At 57.5% G+C, this 20,164-nt stretch carries 13 protein-coding genes and 1 tRNA gene; 6 read left to right on the top strand and 8 right to left on the bottom strand.

Going from position 1 to position 20,164, the window contains the following annotated elements; translation table 11 throughout:
• Nucleotides 1-56: 56 nt before the first annotated feature.
• The 3 genes from H8B15_RS08280 to H8B15_RS08270 all read right to left on the bottom strand — a co-directional run bounded on the left by H8B15_RS08280 (nucleotide 57) and on the right by H8B15_RS08270 (nucleotide 2,934).
• Nucleotides 57-269: a heavy-metal-associated domain-containing protein gene (locus tag H8B15_RS08280; RefSeq protein WP_187319211.1), complete on the bottom strand. Its 213-nt coding sequence runs from the start codon at nucleotides 267-269 to the stop codon at nucleotides 57-59.
• Nucleotides 270-633: 364 nt separating this feature from the next.
• Complete coding sequence (locus H8B15_RS08275; RefSeq protein WP_187319210.1) at nucleotides 634-2,118, bottom strand: nicotinate phosphoribosyltransferase; 1,485 nt, start codon at nucleotides 2,116-2,118, stop codon at nucleotides 634-636.
• A 744-nt stretch (nucleotides 2,119-2,862) separates the two neighbouring features.
• Nucleotides 2,863-2,934 (bottom strand) — tRNA-Arg (locus tag H8B15_RS08270).
• 130 nt (nucleotides 2,935-3,064) lie between these two features.
• Between H8B15_RS08270 and H8B15_RS08265 the strand changes: the two genes are divergently transcribed.
• Complete coding sequence (locus tag H8B15_RS08265; RefSeq protein ID WP_187319209.1) at nucleotides 3,065-4,237, top strand: DUF2652 domain-containing protein; 1,173 nt, start codon at nucleotides 3,065-3,067, stop codon at nucleotides 4,235-4,237.
• Between the two features lie 177 nt (nucleotides 4,238-4,414).
• Here the strand turns inward: H8B15_RS08265 and H8B15_RS08260 are convergent, their stop codons facing one another.
• Nucleotides 4,415-5,653 carry a Pycsar system effector family protein gene (locus tag H8B15_RS08260; RefSeq protein WP_187319208.1) on the bottom strand — a complete coding sequence of 413 codons (1,239 nt, stop codon included), beginning with the start codon at nucleotides 5,651-5,653 and terminating at the stop codon, nucleotides 4,415-4,417.
• A gap of 275 nt (nucleotides 5,654-5,928) precedes the next feature.
• Between H8B15_RS08260 and H8B15_RS08255 the strand changes: the two genes are divergently transcribed.
• Both H8B15_RS08255 and H8B15_RS08250 read left to right on the top strand, forming a co-directional pair.
• Complete coding sequence (locus H8B15_RS08255; RefSeq protein WP_187319207.1) at nucleotides 5,929-9,873, top strand: metallophosphoesterase; 3,945 nt, start codon at nucleotides 5,929-5,931, stop codon at nucleotides 9,871-9,873.
• 125 nt (nucleotides 9,874-9,998) lie between these two features.
• Entirely contained in the window at nucleotides 9,999-11,150 is a 1,152-nt protein-coding gene (locus H8B15_RS08250) for a DUF6268 family outer membrane beta-barrel protein (protein WP_187319206.1), read from the top strand.
• A 183-nt stretch (nucleotides 11,151-11,333) separates the two neighbouring features.
• On the opposite strand, the gene ppk1 is transcribed toward H8B15_RS08250, so the two are convergent.
• Together ppk1 and H8B15_RS08240 are read right to left on the bottom strand one after the other, a co-directional pair.
• Nucleotides 11,334-13,427: a polyphosphate kinase 1 gene (gene ppk1 / locus H8B15_RS08245; protein ID WP_187319205.1), complete on the bottom strand. Its 2,094-nt coding sequence runs from the start codon at nucleotides 13,425-13,427 to the stop codon at nucleotides 11,334-11,336.
• 12 nt (nucleotides 13,428-13,439) lie between these two features.
• Nucleotides 13,440-13,934 carry a SixA phosphatase family protein gene (locus tag H8B15_RS08240; protein WP_187319204.1) on the bottom strand — a complete coding sequence of 165 codons (495 nt, stop codon included), beginning with the start codon at nucleotides 13,932-13,934 and terminating at the stop codon, nucleotides 13,440-13,442.
• Between the two features lie 333 nt (nucleotides 13,935-14,267).
• On the opposite strand from H8B15_RS08240, the gene H8B15_RS08235 reads away from it, so the two are divergent.
• Complete coding sequence (locus tag H8B15_RS08235) at nucleotides 14,268-16,253, top strand: T9SS type A sorting domain-containing protein (protein WP_187319203.1); 1,986 nt, start codon at nucleotides 14,268-14,270, stop codon at nucleotides 16,251-16,253.
• Between the two features lie 135 nt (nucleotides 16,254-16,388).
• Here the strand turns inward: H8B15_RS08235 and hflX are convergent, their stop codons facing one another.
• Nucleotides 16,389-17,732 carry a GTPase HflX gene (gene hflX / locus H8B15_RS08230; RefSeq protein ID WP_187319202.1) on the bottom strand — a complete coding sequence of 448 codons (1,344 nt, stop codon included), beginning with the start codon at nucleotides 17,730-17,732 and terminating at the stop codon, nucleotides 16,389-16,391.
• 115 nt (nucleotides 17,733-17,847) lie between these two features.
• Complete coding sequence (locus H8B15_RS08225; protein WP_187319201.1) at nucleotides 17,848-18,285, bottom strand: c-type cytochrome; 438 nt, start codon at nucleotides 18,283-18,285, stop codon at nucleotides 17,848-17,850.
• Between the two features lie 115 nt (nucleotides 18,286-18,400).
• On the opposite strand from H8B15_RS08225, the gene H8B15_RS08220 reads away from it, so the two are divergent.
• Nucleotides 18,401-19,531, top strand: a complete 1,131-nt coding sequence (locus tag H8B15_RS08220; RefSeq protein WP_187319200.1) for a glycosyltransferase family 4 protein — start codon at nucleotides 18,401-18,403, stop codon at nucleotides 19,529-19,531.
• 48 nt (nucleotides 19,532-19,579) lie between these two features.
• Nucleotides 19,580-20,122 (top strand): dTDP-4-dehydrorhamnose 3,5-epimerase, encoded by a 543-nt coding sequence (gene rfbC / locus H8B15_RS08215; protein ID WP_187319199.1) that lies wholly within the window; start codon nucleotides 19,580-19,582, stop codon nucleotides 20,120-20,122.
• The last annotated feature ends 42 nt before the right edge of the window (nucleotides 20,123-20,164 follow it).

The following is a 20,164-nucleotide window of genomic DNA, read 5'->3' as shown; positions in this document are numbered from 1 at the left end:
TTGACTCCGCTACGCTGCGCTCAATATGACGTTCAAAAACAGCGGCAGCCTGCGAACTACACTACCGGCTCAATCTCGAAGCCGGCTTCCTGCACCGCCCGGATTACCTGCTCCGGCTGCACATGGTCGCCCTGCACGGTCAGGATTTTGTCGGGGTTGTCGGTGTCCACCTGCCAGCTGGAAATGGCGGTTTCGTCGTCTAGTGGGCCGGTTACGGCGCGCACGCAGCCGCCGCAGTTGATGGTGGTTTTAAATCTCAAGGTATTCATAGCGAGTAATATGTGAAGCCGCAAGGGAAGCCATTAAAGCTGCGTGGCGGCTGATTAGACAAGAATAGAACAAGAGAAGAGGTAGAAAGTGTCGTGCAAGGGCGTGTAAGCTTTGGGTAGCAGCGTATAGAATTCGGCTTGCTACGGTTTTTCGCCCTTATTCAGCTTTTTACATTCCGCACTCGCTCGGCTGTGCCGAGTGAGCTATACGCCCAGGCAGCTCTGGTGCGCACGTTTGCGTCACGTTAGCGCGGTGTTGCTCAAACGGCGCGGCCGGATTCGGGGCACAGCCCCTCACACGTAGTCCTCACTCGGCACAGCCGAGCGAGTGCGGAAGAGGGCAAATTTCTGACAAGCCAAAGAGTTACGCCGGCCGTTGCGGCCGTTTCTCCAGAATCAGCTGGGTGCGGTAGTCGTGCAGGGTAGCTTCCAGGCCCACGGGGTACACGTGTGGGTTCAGGAAACGACGAATACTCGGGTCGAGGCTTTGCACCTCGCGTAGGGCGCGGGTACGGCTTTCGGTCAGGGTAGGCAGCTGGTGCACCAGCTCGCCCCACCGGAAGATGGGCTCCAGCAGCTCCCGAAAGTTGGTAGAGCGAATAGAGCGCCGGCGTGTGAGGTCGGTGGGGTCTACAATGGTCAGCGACTCGGGTAGAGGCTCGGCGGTGTTGTAGAGCATGTCGGCGCGGGGCTGGCCTTTCTCATTCTCGTAGCGGCGCACTTGCAAAATACCAGGGATGCTGGTTTTGATGATTTGCTCCGATAGCTTCACGGTGTAGTCCCAGCCCGAATCGTCGGGTTTGCGCAGGGCCGCCAGCTTGTACACGCCTCCCAAAGCCGGTTGGTTGTAGGCCGTTACCAGCTGCGTGCCTACCCCCCAGGTGTCGATGCGGGCGCCCTGCTGCTTGAGGCTGGTGATGAGGTTTTCCTCCAAGTCATTGCTGGCCACAATGCGGGTGTTAGTAAAGCCCGCCTCATCCAGCAGGGCGCGAGCCTCACGGCTGAGGTAGGCCAAGTCGCCCGAGTCGAGGCGGATGCCGCCCAGCTCGTGGCCTTGCGCGCGCATCTGCCGTGCCACGTTGATGGCGTGGCGTACGCCCTCCAGCGTGTCGTAGGTGTCTACCAGAAACACCGAATCGTCAGGAAAAGCCTGCGCGTAGGCCGCAAAGGCAGTTTCTTCGTCATCGAATGCCATTACCCAGCTGTGGGCGTGAGTGCCGCGCACGGGAATACCAAACCGTTGACCAGCCAGCACATTGGAGGTGCCATCGCCCCCGCCCAGGTAGGCTGCCCGGCTCGCCGACAAGCCCCCATCAAAGCCCTGCGCCCGTCGCAAGCCAAATTCCAGGATCTGGTCGGAGCCGGCTACTTCCCGAATGCGGGCGGCCTTGGTGGCAATCAGCGTCTGAAAATTGACGAGCGTGAGCAAGGCCGTTTCCACCAGCTGGGCCTGCAACAGCGGCCCCCGCACCCGCACCAGTGGCTCGTTACCGAACACCACCGTGCCCTCGGGCACCGCGTCTACATCGCAGGTGAAACGTAGGTTGCGCAGGTAATCCAGAAATTTGGGGTCAAACAGCGCAGTACCCTTGCTGCCGCGCAGGCTGGCAAGGTAGGCCAGATCATCGGCCGAAAATTGTAGCTGCTCCAGCCAATCTACGGCGTAGGCCAGGCCCGCCGCCACCGCGTAGCCGCCCCCAAACGGCGGTTTGCGGAAATACAAATGGAACACCGCCTCACGGTCCTGCATACCTTGCTGCCAATAGCCATAGGCCATGGTGAGCTGGTAGAGGTCGGTGAGGAGGGAGAGGGAGGGGGCATAGAGCCCGGAGAGCGGAGCAGAGTTCATGCAGTAACGCTTGGAAGCTAACCGATGGATGGTACATCGGCTACCATCGGGCCATCAAGGTACGCGCTACCAGCGAAGAAATAGTGGCTTGGCTATCGAAAACTGCATTTACGACCAGCACGACCTGCTACTAAGCCTCTATTGCTTTCGTGCAAACACCCGTTGCGCGCTATCCTGTTGGCGAAGAAGCAGGCTGCCGAGTGCATAAACAAATGACAGAATACTGTGACGCTACTACCTGCTTATAAACGCCATAAGACACCAAAAACCGAAAGCCTGTGCCTTCGGTTTTTAGGGTCTGGATGTGGAAAGGAACGGAAAGGAAGTATGGAAAGGGTGAAACCGCTAGGCAGCGGTGGAAACGGAAACCGGTAGGATGCCTGGGGAAGACAGCATCATAACGGCAATTAAATGAAGCAGGCCTTGTTGCGAGGTCGGTGGCTGATGAGAGTGTTGCATAGCTCGGAGGTCGAAGAGTATGCCCAAAGGTCTTACTTCAAGAGCTCCCAAAAAAGGTAATTCCTGATCAAAATGCGACTAGGATATTTTTGATATTTAATATGGTAAAAGGCGATATTTTATATTATATGAGGCTCTTTATACTTCAAAAAGCGTTGGTGTAGACTTCAAATTGTGACAGAACCATTTTTTTGAAAATATTTTTAGAATTCAACTTTCCGCCTAAAACACAAAAAAGCGCGCCTAAAGAGCGCGCTTTCGTGGAAAACAGCATAATATTCGTAGTAGCCGCGACGGGAATCGAACCCATATCAAGCGTTTAGGAAACGCCTATTCTATCCGTTGAACTACGCAGCCAGCCTTGTTGGGTAACTCGGTAAAGATACGGGTATTTCAAGTCCTCTTCCAAGTTGTTAACGGGTCGGAGCGCCACCTGCTGCCTATCTTCGTATGAACGTTCTCCTTCCCTCCTTCACCTCTTCGCTCTATGGGCCTATTGGATGATTTGCGCGCCTCCCGCCGGGCGGCGGGTCGTCGACCGGCCGTGGCTACTGCCGAAACGGACCACCGTACGCCAGCCCTGCTGTGCATTCCCGACATCAGCGGTTTCACGCGTTTCATTCAGGAATCGGGTAGCCAACTTGCGCCGTTTCTGGTAGCTGATTTGCTCGAAATTCTGATTGAAGCCAACATCATTGGCATGCAGGTGAGTGAGATTCAGGGCGACGCTATATTGTTCTACCGTCTGGGGCCGCCGCCCTCCATCAGGCAAATGGTGGAGCAGTGCCGCCGTATCTTCCTCGATTTCCAGAACTACCTGCGCTTGGTAGAACGCGATGCCGACTCAGAGTTGGGCACTGCGCTACGGGGCTATGAACTGACGCTCAAGATTATTGTGCACTACGGCCCGGTGAGCGTGGCGCAGATCCGGCAGCACACCAAGCTCATGGGCAAAGAGGTGATTGTGGTGCATCGCCTGCTCAAAAACAACGTGATGGGTAGCGAGTACGCCCTGTTTTCGGACAGCTACCTGCGCACGCAACCAGCCACCGACATTGCGCAAAGCTTCACCTGGACGCGCCTGTTGCGGGGTTCTACGGCCTACGAGCATCTGGGGCGCGTCCGCTACCGCTATGCTCACCTCACACCCCTGCGCCAGTTTCTGACCACGCCCGACGGCAACGGCGGCGCTAGCAGCCAGAGCGGCGTGCTGAAAGTGCGCCGGGCGGTGCGGGTGCCAGCTGGGTACGCCCTGCGTGTGATCCGCAATTTTCGGCTGCGGCCTTCCTGGATGGAGAAAGCTACTGGCGTGCACTACGACGTGACCAAAGCCGGCCGCCTGGGCACCAGCTACAAAGTAGATGTAGGCAATGGGCAAATTGATTTTCAGACAGTGCAACTGTTCGAGGAAGAGGCCGACCGGTTGGAGTACGTCGAGAAGATTTCGCACTTCCGGCTTTTCCCCAACTCGCTGCTGTTCTTCTTTATTGAAGCCGTAGACGACCGCTCCTGTCTGATTACGCTGGAATTTCAGTACGGCCACGTAGCCAGCCAGCAACGGAGTATCCGCACGGGGCAGTTGCGCCGCATGCGCCGTTTTCTGGGATGCTCCATCCTACAGCTAGCCGCCCTCTGCGAGCGGATGTACGAGCGGCGGTAGAGGTGAGATGGTGAGATGGTGAGATGGTGAAGTTGTGAAAGGCGCCTGTCATCCTGAGCCTGCGAAGGACCTTATCATGTCAGAACAACAGGCGTAACAACGACTTGTTCTGCGGGCATAAGGTCCTTCGCACGCTCAGGATGACAGGCGCCTTTCACTACTCACCATTTCACCATCTCACAGCTTATACAGCAGCACAATACCAAACGACAAGGCCGTGAGAATTAAACCCACCATGAAAATGGTATAGCTGATGCGCAACAGGCGGTACTTGCGCGAGAGTACCTCACCAAGGTAGTACACGTCCGTTACCATGTTGGTGTAGAGCGAATCCTTCTGGCGCATTAGCTCGCGCATGCCACCCTGGAAATCGTCGAGGTTGAGCTTGGTGAAGTTGCCGAAGAACAGCAGGTTTACACGGCGGTTGGTGGCAATTTCGGGACTCTTTTTCAGCCACTTAAAGCTCGTGACATCGGGCTGGGCCGACAGGATGGCCGACACCACCGACCCCAACGAGGTGAGCAGCAAAATACCCATGGGGATAGACAGCACCGGGTTGTGCGTAATGGCCGGGCTAAGCACGGCCGTTTTGCCGCCTACCTTGGTACCCAGGTAGGTGATGATAACGGAGATAAGCACGGCATTCAGCGAAATCATCATGTTGGCCTTTTTATCGGCCATATCCGAAAGCTTCATGTGGTTGCCATACATGGTTCGAAACATCGTTTCGATGCCACGCTTAGGCTCAGCAAAAGTTTCGGTGCGGGCTTTATCCTTCTCCTTACGCTTCTTTTCGGTTTTCTTCAGCAGCTTGCGCTGGTCTTTAATGTTCTCCTTCAGCTGTTCTTTGTACCGGCTCTTGGCCACGGTGGTCAAGAACTTGAACGACATTAGAAAATCGAGCTGCGACTCGGCCCAGCCTACGCTGGAAAACGTGCGGCCCTGCGCTACTTCCCACTCGGCGCGCAACAGCTCGGCGCGGGCCGCAAAATCCTCGCGGCCGGTGTTGCTCATGTCGGCATCTACCAGCAAGCGCTGGAGCTGGGTGGTGCGCGGCTCGTCGCGGTGCGTGGCCCGAATCATATCCACTACTAGCGCAGTGCGGTCGGCGGGGTAGTGCTGCTCCTGCAACCACTGCTCGGCCAGGGCCATACTGCGATATTCATGGCCATCGTAGGACTCGGTGTAGCCTGCGTCATGAAACCAGGCGGCCAGCACCAGTGCCTCCTGGTCTTCCTCGCTCAGGCCGGCGTCTTGGCCCAACGCCCGCGCCTCCCGCACCGTATTCACGGTGTGGTCCAGATTATGATAGACAAGTTGCTTCGGCAGCTTTTCTTCGAAAAGCGTAGTAATGTAAGCCTTGGCTTTCTTAACTATCTCGGCCTTGGTAGACTGTAGCGTGGCGGTTGTTTCCATATAAAAGGAGAGGCTGAAGAAGCGCAGCAAGCCCGGCTGGTGCGCCCCATCGGTTTACAACGAGAATGCCGTCCGGAGGTTTTTGTGTAGCTCTATCCAAACTGTGAAGGCAGCATTTGCGTAGGGCTCTGCACCATGCAAATAAGGTGTCAACTCACCCGAACAGTGGAAATCCCTGAATAAGTTTACTGAAATTATCTAACTGAACAGCTGTAGAGCGGTTCACAGAGCATAAAGCGACACGTAGTGGTCAAAGTTCTGTTTATTTCCTTCGTATGAGAAGAAAGATTTTGCATTATTTCCTGTCGCTGGCTCTTGGAGGATCGAGCGTGCTGTCGGTTCAGGGCCAAGCTACCCAAACGCCCCATCCGGAGCGGCCAAACTACCGTGGCGAGGGTAAGAACTGGGAGTCCTTGACGCCGCCCGACAGCAGCCAGCTGCGCTACACCGTTTTTCTGATTGGCGACGTAGGCAAGCCCGCCGATGCTAAGGTAGGCGGGGAGCCGTCGTTGAATTTCCTGCGCCGCCAGATTCTGGCCGCTGGCTCCAAAAGCACCACCGTCTTTCTGGGCGACAACATCTACGAATACGGCCTACCCCCGGAGGATGCGTTTGACCGCAAGGTGTCGGAGGAGCGCATGGTGGCCCAGTTGAAGACGCTGGAAGGCTACCAGGGTGAGAAGTACATGATTCCGGGTAACCACGACTGGAAGCAGGGCCACGATGGCAGCGTAGAGCAGGTGAACCGCCAGCAGGATTTCGTGGAGCGGTATCTACAGAGCGACTCGGCGGCCTTTGCGTATACCGGCGATTTTTTCATCCCGCGCGATGCCTGCCCCGGCCCCTACGAGATTCAGCTCAACGATAACCTGGTAATGATTGCCATCAACTCGCAGTGGTTTTTGCAAACCAACGGCGAGCGTCCCTACGGCAGCAACAACGACTGCGGCGTGGCAAACGAGACGGACTTCTACACGCAGCTCGAAGACATCATTGCCCGCAACAAGAACAAGAACATCATGGTGGTGGCTCACCACCCGTTGTTTTCCGACGGCATCCACGGCGGCTACTTCACCTTCACGGACCACCTGTTTCCGCTATCTATCGTCTACAAATACGCCTACCTGCCGCTGCCCGTCATCGGCTCTATCTACCCACTGGCGCGCAAATACGGCGGTATTAGCCAAGACCTGCCCCACCCGCAGTACCAGGCCTACAAGAAGGGCCTGATGGAGATTTTTGCGAAGTATCCCAATATCATTTACGCCAACGGCCACGAACATAACCTGCAATTCTTCCGGGAGCAGAACATGACGTTTGTGACCAGCGGCTCGGGCTGCAAAACCCAGCATGTGAAGCCAGGTAGGGGTGGCGATGCCATCTTCTCTGATAAAGAGAAAGGCTTTGCCCGCGTGAATTACTACACCAACGGCGAGGTGTGGACCGAGTATTGGATTCCGAATGACCGGGGCGAAAACGGCCGCCTGGTATTCCGGGCGCCCAACTATGCGTTCCAGAAGGATGTGGCAACCAAGCAGGTAGGCGGCGCGCCGGGCCATACGCTGCCCGCAGCGCCCCAGCGCAATTTCCGCGACAGCACCGTGACGGTAGCCATCAACCCAGCGTATAACGACCACAACGGCTTCCACAACTTCATCTTCGGCAAGCACTACCGGAAGGAGTGGGCCACGCCCGTGAAATTTCCGGTGCTGGACCTGGCGCACGAGAAAGGTGGCCTGACACCGTATAAGGTAGGCGGTGGCAAACAAACGGCGTCGCTGAAGCTCCGCAACGACGAGAACCGCAACTACACCCTGCGCAGCCTCGACAAAGACCCCGCTGCCGTGCTGCCCGAAGCCCTGCGCGATGGGGCAGCCCGCGACCTGCTGCAAGACCAGATTTCGGCCCAGCACCCGTACGCGGCCTTTGCCCTACCCCCGCTGGCCTCGGCGGCGGGCATCTTGCACACCAACCCGGTGCCGCGCTTCATTCCGCAAGACCCCCGACTGGCGCAGTACTACAACCGCTTCGCCAACACCACGGCCATGCTGGAAGAAGACGCCAAGGACGACCAGAGCAACGTGGCCTCGCTGGACTATGCCACCAACTTGGTAGGCACCGACCGCGTGATGGAGCGCCTGGAGCAAGACAACGACAACCAGGTAGACAAGAAAGATTTTGCCCGCTCGCGCCTGTTTGATATGTGGATTGGCGACTGGGACCGGCACGAAGACCAATGGCGCTGGGCCGAGAAAAAGGACGAAGACGGCGACCGGAAGTTTACGGCTGTGCCGGAAGACCGCGACGTGGCCTTCTTTAAAGGTGACGGTCTGCTGCCCTACCTGGCCTCGCGGAAGTTTGCGGTGCGCAACTTCCAGAACTTCGGCAACGACTACGCCGACTGGCGCGGCCTGAACCTGACGGCCCTCAGCAACGACCGGCGCTTTCTGGGCGAGCTGACGCAGAAGCAGTGGGTGAAGATTGCCGAGGATATGAAGTCCCGCCTCACCGACGCCGAGATTGAGCAGGCGTTTAAGAAGCAGTGGCCCGCCGACATCTACGCCCTGCACGGCGCCGAGATTGTGGCCAAACTCAAAAACCGCCGCGACCTGCTGCCCCAGTTGGCCGCCGACTACTACGGCATGCTGAACAAGGTGATAGAGGTGAAGGGTAGCCAGAAGCGCGAGCTATTTGAGGTGGAGCGCCTACCCGACAGCAAAGTGCACGTCACGATGACCAAAATCAGCAAGAAGGGCAACACCAACAAGGTGCTGTTCGACAAGGTGATTGATGGCAACGTGACTAAAGATATACGCCTCTACGGCTTTGCCGGCAACGATATTTACAAAGTCACTGGCCAGTCGAACGGCGGGCCTACCCTGCGCATCATTGGGGGTATCGATAAGGACACCATCACCGACAACTCACGGGTGGGCGGCTTCCTGCGGCGCCACAAAACGCTGGTCTACGATAATGAGGTAGACACGGCCAACGTCATTAATGCCGGCCCCGAAACGCGCCTGCACCTGGAGCCCGGCAACGACGTGAGCCGCTACGACAACCCCAACCGCGCCGACCGCAAAGACTACCGCCTCAACTACTTTGGGCCGGCCGCCTACTTTGGCTACAACATTGATGATGGTCTGTTTGTGGGTGGCGGCGTGACGTACCGCACGTACGGCTTCCGGCGCAACCCGTTTGCCACGGAGCAAACGCTGGTGGCCAACTGGGCACCCTCGCGCAATGCCTACAACATTCGCTACACGGGTACTTTTGTAGATGTGCTGGGCAAGTTTGATCTGAAAATCAACAGCCAGCTCTATGGGCCGCAGCTGCTCTACAACTATTTCGGCAAGGGCAACGACTCGCGCAACATCCTAGCCGAACAGACTGACGACCGGGTGCGCAACCGCGAAATCAACGACAACTACCGCGTCCGCTTCTCGCGCCTGTATGTGGCACCTATGCTGGAAAAGGACGTGTTCAGCTTCCTGAAGGTAGGCTTCGGCCCACAATACGACCAGTTCCGGGTGTCGACGTTTGACGTGGGCAACCAGATTCAGCAAGGCATCAACAATGGCTACACAGGCGCGGCTCTGGGCATTCGGCCTTCCGATTTCCAGTTGAACCGTTATCTAGGCGCTAAGGCCTATATGAACATCGACGCCGTGAGCTCACCCAAAAACCCGCGTATTGGCTTGCGTTGGTACAACAGCGCCGAGTTCAACCACCAGTTGGGCGGCGAGATGCTAAACTATGGCCGCATTGCTTCGGAGTTCCGCGCCTACATCAGCCCCAACTTCCCCTTCCAGCTTACCTGGGCCGGCCGCGTGGGCGTGGCGCACAACATCGGCGACTACCGCTTCTACCAGGCCAATACCTTGGGCGGACAGTCTAATGCCACCATTGCGGCGGCCAACTTGCGCGGCTACCGCCGCACGCGCTACGCCGGCCGCAGCTCGCTCTACGGCAACCTGGAAGCCCGCTTGCAGCTCTTCACCTTCAACGCCTACCTGGTGCCCGGCAAGTTTGGCATCCTGGGCCACACCGATGCCGCCCGCGTGTACTCCGGCAACGATGTGCAGACGGGCCTCAAGGCCTTCCACACATCCTATGGCGGCGGCATCTGGATTGACGTGCTGAAGCAGGCAGTGTTGAATGCTACCTATTCGGTGGGCGAGGAGAAGCTGATTTTTGTGGGCTTCGACTTCCTGTTTTAAACAAATTGGCGGTTAAACACTGCTGAGCCTACCCTTTTTCCGGAAAAGACGTTAAGAGCAACACTTAACGTCTTTTCTTTTTTCGGAACACGCTCACTCTCGCGTATATGCCGCTACTCTATTCTTTGAAATGTCCCGTTAAAGCGGCGCTGTTAAGTGTTGGCCTGAGCCTTGGGTGCTACTCCGCTACGGCTCAGGAAGTGCCCCCTCGCACGCCCGTGTACCCGGTTCCGGCACCCGCGCCCTCCGATAGTATCGGGATAGGCGAGGTAGGCCAGGAAGCTGAAGCCCGCGAGTTTGCCGTGCCCTCGGTTATTGGCATGGGGCCCAGCAAAGGCATTGTGGCGCACATTGAGCGGTTGAGCGACTTTCGGATCGATACCAAGACCAAGAGCAACACGGAGGGGGTATCCGATGTGAACACCCGCACCACGGTCACCAAAAACAGTCGGGCGTTCATCAAAGCCTACGCGCCACTGCTAAACCACCCTCACCTGAAAGTGATTTTGGGCGTGAACTACGACCGGGAGGAGTTTCAGTTCAAGAACCCCGATGCCTCGCCCTTCTACCGCAACCTGGAAGATAAGGGCCTGAAAACCCTAGGCGCGCAGCTGGCCGCCATCCGCCCTATTGATGAGGTGCACTGGTACCTGGCCCGCGTGAAGGGCGAGCTGAATGGCGACTACACCTCGGAGAGCAGCAACCTGAGCTTCAACGACTACCTGAAGATGTCGGGTGAGTTTATCTACGGCTGGAAGCGTAGCGCGCGGTTTGCCTGGGGTATTGGGGCGCAGCTGAGCTACACATTTGGGCGGCAAAGCATCTACCCGGTTATTCTCTACAATCGCACCTGGAACGAGCACTGGGGTGTGGAATCGTTGTTTCCGGCCCGCGTCACGTTCCGCTACAACGTGAACGAGAAAACCCTGCTGCTGGGCGGCTACTCCGTGGACGGACTCAACTACAATATCAAACTGCGCGAGCCCCTCCCCAACAACAACCTCACTACCCTCATCATCCGCGAAACCGAATTTAGGCCTCGCTTGCGCTTGGAGCGCGAAATCTATGATTTCCTGTGGTTTGGTATAGAAGGCGGCTACCGCTACAACGCTTCCTTCAACGGCTTCGATTATGACGGCAACCGCGGTTTTAGCCTATTCCGGGCCGGCACCCGCCCCCGCATCATCGACAACACCCTGGGCGGTGCCCCCTACGCCAGCCTGGAAGTCTTCATCGTGCCCCCTCGCAAGCTGCTGAAGAAGACGATGGGGAAGTAAGAGTGGTGAGATGGTGAAGTGGAGAGATAATGAGTTGAAAAACCGCTTGTCATCCTGAACGCAGTGAAGGATCTTTTCACGCGTGAACGAGTCGTTGTTACGTCAGTCGTTCTAGCGTGAGAAGGTCCTTCACTGCGCTCAGGATGACACACTTTCTACCCTCCTACCCCCACACCCTCCTGCTTACTTCCTACCCTTCTTCTGCGCTAGTTTCTTCAGGTATTCATAGGTAGCGAGCTGGGCTCGCATGGGCGCAGCGCCTTCTTCGGCCTGGATGAAGTGGTTATGGTAGTCGCGGGACTTCACGTTGTCTTGGCGCTGGAAATCAAGGAGCAGGCGTACTTCGGCGCGTAGCTTGTCATCGAGGATGGGGAAGGCTACTTCTACGCGGCGGCTGAGGTTGCGGGCCATCCAGTCGGCGGAGGCCACGTACACCAGCTCCTCGCCGCCATTGCCAAACACGTACACGCGGGCGTGCTCCAGGTAGCGGTCCACAATGCCTTGCTGGCTGATATTGTCAGCTACGCCGGCCGCGTCGGGTATCAGGCAGCTAATGCCTCGGATAAGTAGCTCTACCCGCACGCCGGCCTGGCTGGCCTGGTAGAGCCGCTTAATCATGTCTTCGTCCTGTAAGGCATTTAACTTTAGAATAATATACGCTTCCTGACCACTCTGGGCGCGTTCAATTTCTGCGTCTACCAGCGCATCTAGGCGGGTGCGCAGGTCGAAGGGCGCGGCTAGGATGTGCTCCAAGTTGGTGGGCGGTTGCCGGTCGTGGAAGTAGCGGAACAGCGCGGCCACTTCCTGCGTCAGGCGCGGATCGGCCGTAAACAAGCCATGGTCGGCGTAGATGCGGCTGGTGGCCTCGTTGAAGTTGCCGGTGCTGAGGTAAGCATACTGGCGATTCTGCTCGTTTTCGGTGCGCGTAATCAACAGCAGCTTGGTGTGTACCTTCAGCTCGGGCATGCCCATAATCACGTCGGCACCGGCTTTCTGGAGCTTATCGGCCCAGAAGATGTTGGATTCCTCGTCAAAACGGGCTTTCAGCTCTACTACCACGGTCACCTGTTTGCCTTTTTTCAAGGCTTTCAGCAACGACTTTACCACCTCGCTCTTGCTGCCTGCCACCCGGTAGAGCGTGATGCTGATGCTATTGACTAGCGGATCGGTCGCGGCCTCGCGTAGCAGGTTCACCACGTAGCCGAACGACTGGTAGGGTAGGTGCAGCAGATGGTCTTGCCGGGCAATGGCGGCCAGCATCGTGCCCGGCCGCGCCGGCAGGGTCGGGTGGGGTAGGGGTGGCTGCGGCTCGTACTGCAAGTGCGTCAGCTCGAAATCCGGGAAGCCGAAAAAGTCGCGGAAGTTATGGTAGCGGCTACCCTCCACCAACTCGTCTTGCCCGATGCCGGTTTTCTGCATCACGGCGCGCAGCACTTCCTTGGGCATGGCGGGGTCGTAGAGCAGGCGGGCCGGAAAGCCGGTTTCGCGCTTTTGCAGGCTGCTTTTGATCTTGGTGAGCAAGTTGCTCGATACTTCTTCCTGAATATCCAGCTCGGCGTCGCGCGAGAGTTTGATGGCCTGCACCTGCACGCGCTCATAGTCAGGAAACAACTCATGTGCCCCTACCCTGATTACGTCGTCTAGGAACATCACATAGTGCTCCGTGCCCTCGTCGGGTAGGCGCACGAAGCGGCCACCGTGGCGCTTGGTGGGCAGCTCCATCACCAGCACGCGTTCTTCATCTGCCTGTTTTTTGCTGGCAGGGTGCGTCAGAAAAAAGGTGAGGTATACCGACTGGTCGCGCAGGAATAGGTGGTGCAGGTTGTCGTCCAGGAAGATGGGCGAGAGCAGGTCGCGCACGTGCTCGTGGAAGTACGTCAGCACCCACTCGCGCTGCGTAGGGCTCAGGTCGTGCTCCGAAATCAGGTGAATGTGCTCCTGCTGCAAGCCCGGCAAAATCTGCTGCCGAAACGTATCGCCGAACGCCTGCTGCTGCCGTCCTACCTCTTGCAGCACGGTTTGTAGCAGTTCGGCGGGGTCTTCGCCCAGCTTGGCGCGGGTTTTTTTCTTAAGCTTCACTAGGCGGCGCAGCGTGGCCACGCGCACTTTGAAATACTCGTCGAGGTTGCTGGAGAAAATAGCCAGAAACTTCAGGCGCTCCAGCAGCGGCACGCTGGGGTTCTGGGCTTCCTGCAACACGCGGTAGTTGAACGTCAGCCAACTCAGCTCGCGGTTGAGAAGGGGGAGGGCCGGAGGGGTAGGAGAGGACGTTGACATGAGGCGAAGCGGCTATTTCTGGTTCTTGGGCGTGTCGTAGAAGTAAAACTCTGCGTTGGCGCGGTCAATGGCCGCCCAGCTATCCACCCGAAAGTGCAGACACACTACAGCGCCCGTCGACATTTCATTGAGGGGGCTGGGCGAAAGCAAATTGGCAAAATCGGTGATGGTGTTGTTGTGGCCCACCAGCAGCACCGAGCCGGCCGTGTCGGGGCATTCGCGCACCACCCGCAACAGATCTTTCACCTCGGCCCGGTAAATAGACTCGTCCACCACAATCTGGTCGTGCGGATACTTGAGTTCGCGCGCCACCAGCACGGCTGTGCTTTGGGCGCGTACGGCCGAGGAAGTCAGCAGCAGGTCTACCTTGATGTTACGCTCGGCCAAGGCCTGGCCCATTAGCGGAGCATCGTCGCGGCCCCGGTCGTTGAGCGGGCGTTGGTGGTCGTTTAGCTCGTCGTAGCTCCAGCTGGATTTGGCGTGGCGCATCAGGTACAGAATCTTCATGGGTAGGGGCACGGTGGGTAGGCACGTCTCTTTACTACGGCCCAGCCGAAATGGTTATATGGGTCGGGTAAGGCTATGGCTAGGTCGTCTGCAAGAAGAGAGCCGATATAGGCAGCCGGGCACAAGTAAGGGCGAAAAGTAGGGACTACAGATGTGGTTCAATTCGAGAATGAACTCTCAATAGTGGGAATATTTATAAATCATATAAGATATATGTATTGGTTTATATTCAATGCAAAGGGAATTTTGCTGCCGAAAATTCAAGTAGTCAAATCGATGCGTAGATATTATACCTTTTTGAGTAATAAATTGCTTATTCTCGTTTTAGGATTATTGCTGCATACTGTTGTGTATGAGGCCAAGGCTGAAGGCTCTAAGAACCTAACGCCCGGTACGGCAGCTCGCACCGCAGCCAACACAGCCAACGACTACGTGGGTTATTTGCAGCAGAATGATGGCAGCAACACCCGGGAGTTTCTGAACGAGGGTAGCCCCGCCGCCGAGCGTATGTACGTGCACGTAGAACCCAATGAAACCGTGTATTACGGTGTGCACCGCATGAACTACAACACGGTACACGCATCTTTGCGCATTCAACTGCGCTTCACGCCAGCGGGAGCATCGACCATTAATACGGTCATGACTACGCAGATCAACCCGGCGACGGGTACTAACCCTAACAATGCGCTGTTGGCGGCAGGCCCCGGTGTTATCGACAACTACGCGCAGGCTAGTGTAGGGCCCAACTACAACGGCGCTGTTGCGGGTGGCTATAACCCACTGTCCTATACCAATAGTACGGGTAGCGCTCAGGAATTCTGGTTGGAGCTCATGGCTGTAAATACTGATGGTAGCCCCGCTGCCAAAGTGCGTACGGCCTATGATATCTGGGACGTAACGGTGCGGTCTGCAACTGGCGAGAAACCGGGCCGATTGTACTCGCAGAGCTGGGGCTTCACAGCTGGTTCCGACGTAGCCCGGCTGGCCAATTCCTTTTCGCTCTACCCCCTCATTCCGAATCCTAACTACGACGGCACTTACTTCATCAAGCGGGTAGACTACGCAGGAATGCAGCCCTGGGGCGTACTCCTAACGGCCAACTCGTACGGTGTCAGTAAAGCGTCTGGTACCTACAAGGACTGGCGCAAAAGCCGCAGCGGGTCTTTTAATACGGCCGAGTATAAGCTGTTTGTGAATGATCCGGATCCAGCTGTTTACCCCACCACCATTCGCCCTGCGGCCCCTACCATCAGCACGAGTTGCCGCTCTGATAATAAAGGAGCTATTTTTACGCTGCGCGTCGATCAGACTGGTTTCGGCACCATCTTCATCGATGGCAACAACAACAAAACCTACGAAGCCGCTACCGACCGGCTGCTGGAAGGCCTGACGCAGAAAGGCGACAACCAGTTCGACTGGGATGGTACTTCCGACACGGGCGCTTCCATGCCTTCCGGCAGCATCAACATCACCTACTCCAGCGGGGTAGGACCAGTCAACTTTCCCATCTTCGATGCGGAGAACAACACTGGTGGCATCATTATCCGGGAGGTGCGGCCCGGCAACACCGGCAACATCGACTACGCTTTCTGGGATGATGCTAATTTGGCCAATTTCCCTGCACCTCAGCAAAACCCGTATGGCATCAACTCGGCCGAGGGGGCGCACAAGTGGTCGGGCAACATCGGCGACGTAGTAACGGTGAACACCTATGCCGTGGGCCTGATTGCGCGTAATCAGTCCAACAACATCACCTACAACAACGGCAGCTGCCTGGTAATTGCTCCTATAGTATTGCCAGTAGAGCTAACCAGCTTCACGGCTACGGCGCAAAAACAGCAGGTAGCCCTGCGCTGGGCTACAGCTTCGGAGAAGAATAGTGCCCAGTTCGTAGTGGAGCGTAGCCTCGATGGGCGGTTGTTTGAGGCCGTGGGGCAGGTGGCGGCGCAGGGCAATAGCACCAGCGCCCGCAGCTACACCTTCCTCGACCCGACTTCCGATCTGGGTGGCCGCATCTACTACCGCCTGCGCCAGCTCGACCTCGACCAGACAGCCCACCTCAGCCCGGTGGTGGCCGTGCAGCTGGCCACAGCGGCTGGCATGCTCTACCCCAACCCCGCTACCAGCGAGGTGGCGGTGCGGTTTGCTACGTCCCTACCCAATGAAACCGCATACACAGTGCTGAACGCGGCTGGCCAGGTGGTGCAACGCGGAACAGCATTGCCGGGTGCCGAGCTACGTATTTCGGTGGCCAATCTGCCGGCAAATGGACTGTACCTGCTGCGCGTAGGTAACCACGTCTACCGCTTCTCGAAGTAAGTTGCTATAAAAACCGCCTGTCATCCTGAGCGCAGCGAAGGACCTTCTCACGGCAGAACGATAGACGTATCAAACGACTCGTTTTGCTTTGAGAAGGTCCTTCGCTGCGCTCAGGATGACAGGCGGTTTTTAAATTTACTCCGCCTCGTCGTAGTCCTGTTGGTTGGGGTAGCGCTGGCGGTGCAGCTCGCCTACCTTGCGCACCAGCAAAGCCCGCAGCTCGTCGATGTTTTCGCGCTCCTGGGCCGAGATGAAAATCACCGGGTCGTGCATTTTGGCCATGTAGGTGGCTTGCAGCTGCTCCAGGGTAGGGCGGATCAGGGTGCCTTCCTCCTCGTCGGGGTTCATGTCCTCGAAGCCGCCATCAGGGTCGAGGCCCGCCTCGGCGTCGGGGTTGTACTGGTCTATTTTGTTGAACACCAGCAGGATGGGCTTATCGGCAGCGCCGATGTCTTTTAGTGTGTCGTTCACTACCTCAATGTGCTCCTCAAACGACGGGTGCGAGATGTCGACCACGTGCATGAGCAGGTCGGCTTCGCGAATCTCATCCAGGGTGCTCTTGAAGCTCTCAATTAGGCGGGTAGGGAGCTTGCGGATAAATCCTACCGTATCGGAGAGCAGGAACGGTACCGTGTCCAGTACCACCTTGCGCACCGTGGAGTCGACGGTAGCGAAGAGCTTGTTTTCGGCAAACACATCGGAGCGGGACAGCAGGTTCATGATGGTGCTCTTGCCCACGTTGGTGTAGCCCACCAGCGCTACCCGCACCAAGCCGGTGCGCGACTTGCGCTGCGTAACGCTCTGCTTGTCGAAGTCCTTCAGCTTTTCTTTCAGGAAGGAAATCCGGTCGCGCACCACGCGGCGGTCGGTCTCGATTTCTGTTTCACCTGGTCCGCGTTGGCTTACTCCCCCGCCGCGCTGCTTGTCCAAGTGCGTCCAGAGGCCGGTAAGGCGGGGCAGCAGGTACTGGTACTGCGCCAGCTCTACCTGCGTGCGCGCCGTGGCCGACTTTGCCCGGCGGGCAAAGATGTCGATAATCAGCAGCGAGCGGTCCACAATTTTCACCTTCAGCTCGGCCTCCAAGTTGCGTAGCTGTGAGGGCGACAGGTCATCATCAAAAATGACCATGCTGGCGCCCGAGTGATTCACGTAGGCCTTAATTTCGGCCAACTTTCCCTCGCCCACAAACGTGCGGATGTCGGGCTTTTCTAGGCGCTGCACAAAGCGTTTTACCACTTGTGCACCGGCGGTTTCGGTCAAGAAAGCCAGCTCGTCGAGGTATTCTTGCGTGGTAGTATTGGGTTGGCGCTTATCGGGTACGGCTACCAGCACGGCAGTTTCCTGTTCCTGGCTCGTGTCGTAGGTAGCGTCTTTGTTGCCTTTGGCCAGAATGCGGCCCGCCCGGCCCTTCACCGTATCGGTGGCGCCAGGGTGGCGGGTGCTGTTTTGGCGGCGTTTAGATTCAGATTTAGAACTCAAAGTATGGATGGGTTAATAAGTTTATTGTTAAATGGTTGAGTGATTGGATGGTTGTTTTTCTGTCATCCTGAGCATTCCGCGTATCAAGCGGCGACGAAGGATGACAGAAAAACACTCAGTCACTCGTAAGCGTCAGCGAATACGCCACTACCTGCTCAATTTCAGCGTCGCTGAGCTGGTCTTTGAAACCAGGCATTTTGCCCAGGCCGTTTTTCACCATATATATACGGCCGGTGGTATTGAGGTTGCTCTTGGTGAGGTCGTGGGCACCGTTGGCTTGTTTGCGGCCGTCCTCGCCGTGGCATACGGCGCAGCGTTGCGTGTAAATAGCGTGGCCGGCCGCCAGGGCATCCTGGTTCAATGTGCTCACAATGGCCGTGGGCACACCCGCTGAGTCGGTGGCCGTAACAACCGTAGTGCCCGCCGGCGACACCGAAACCGCCGGCGCAGCCCGCGTGGTGTCGGCCGACTGGCAGCCTCCCAATCCGGCCAAACTGCCAAGCAACAGGCCGCCCCATACAGCGCGCGGTAGGAAAACATTCATAGCAGCCATAACAACAAAACAAAGCACAAAGTAACCAAACTGCTACCGGCTACGGCAGAAAAGCGCGCAAGTTGGCGCCGTACTTGCGCAGGGCCGCTACCTTTACGGGCCGAATCCTGAGCTTATGCGCGTTGCCATCGTACTCAATACTTCCTGGAATATCTGGAATTTCCGGCGTAGTCTGGTGAAAGCCCTGCAAGCCGCCGGCCACGAGGTGCTGGCCATTGCGCCCCCCGACGACTACTCCCAACGCCTGGAAACCGAGCTGGGCTGCCGGTTTGTGCCCATTCTGATGGAAAACAAAGGCACCAACCCCGCTAAGGATGCCCAGCTCACACAGCGCTTCTACCGCCTCTACCGCCGCGAGCGGCCCGATGTGGTGCTGCACTACACCATCAAGCCCAACATCTACGGCACGCTGGCCGCCAAGCTGGCGGGCATTCCCAGCGTCAATAACGTGTCGGGGCTGGGTACGGTGTTTATCGTGCGCAATTTGGTGAGCCGGGTGGCGCTGGGGCTCTACCGGTTCGCCTTTCGGTTTCCGAAGCGGGTGTTTTTCCAGAACGGCGACGACCGGCAGCTGTTCCTGCAGTACCGGTTGGTAGCACCCGGCATCACCGATTTGCTACCCGGCTCGGGCGTTGATGTCACGCGGTTTCAGCCCGCCACAACGTTCACGCGCAATACCCCCTTCACGTTTCTGATGATTGCGCGGGTGCTCTACGAGAAAGGTGTCGAGGAGTATTTTGAGGCTGCCCGACTGGTGCGCCAGGCCGTGCCCGGCACGCGCGTGCAACTGCTGGGCGGTATCGATGAAAGCGGGGGGGTAGGCGTGAAGCGTGCCATCTTCGAGCAGTGGCTGCAAGCCGGCAATATCGAGTACCTGGGCACTTCCGACGACGTGGCCGCCCTCATCCGGGAGGCCGATTGCGTGGTGCTGGCCAGCTACCGCGAGGGCACGCCCAAAACCCTGCTCGAAGCCGCCGCCATGGGCAAGCCCATTGTAACTACCGACGTGCCTGGCTGCCGCGAAACCGTAGTGCCTGGCTACAACGGCCTGCTCTGCCAAGTACGCGATGCTGCTGATCTGGCCGAAAAAATGCTGCAAGTACAACAGCTCTCCGATACCGACCTGGCCCAGATGGGTCACGCCAGCCGCCAGCTAGCCGTGGATAAATTTGATGAGCAACTGGTGCTGGATAAGTACCTGCGCATTGTGGACGAGATAACGCGCCCAGGCCGCCAGCCGGTGTAACTTTCACAGTCGAAAAAGCGGCTGTCTTTACTGCTTAATTAGTGATACATGGAATTCAAGTACTTTGATATTGCAGGTGTAGTAGAGGTGTTGCCCCGCGTATTTGGGGACGCCCGCGGTGCCTTTTTCGAGTCGTTCAGCGCTGAGAAAATGGCCGCCGCCGGCATTGTCGGCGACTGGGTGCAAGACAACCAGTCGCGCTCCGACCGGGGTGTGGTGCGAGGCCTGCACTTTCAGGCGCCGCCCTTTGCTCAAGCCAAGCTGGTGCGCGTAGCAGCCGGCCGCGCCCTCGACGTGATTGTGGACATCCGCAAAGATTCGCCTACCTACGGCCAGCACGTAACCGTGGAGCTGGATGCCAAACGGTATAATATGTTTTACGTGCCGGTCGGCTTCGCCCACGGCTTCACGGCGCTGGAAGACAACACGTTGTTTCTCTATAAGTGCACCAACTACTACGCCCCGCAAGCCGAAGGCGGCCTGCGCTGGAACGACCCCGCGCTGGGTATCGACTGGGGCGTGACGGACGCCACCGTGTCGGCAAAAGATCAGGTGCTGCCGTTGCTGAAAGATTTTGTGAGTCCGTTTTAGAAAACGTTGTCATCCTGAGCACAGCCAAGGACCTTCTCACGC

It is taken from the genome of Hymenobacter citatus (assembly GCF_014333615.1).
Taxonomy (GTDB): Bacteria; Bacteroidota; Bacteroidia; order Cytophagales; family Hymenobacteraceae; genus Hymenobacter; species Hymenobacter citatus.
The sequence above is the reverse complement of the archived record's forward strand: the minus strand, read 5'-3'. Positions and strand labels throughout refer to the sequence as shown.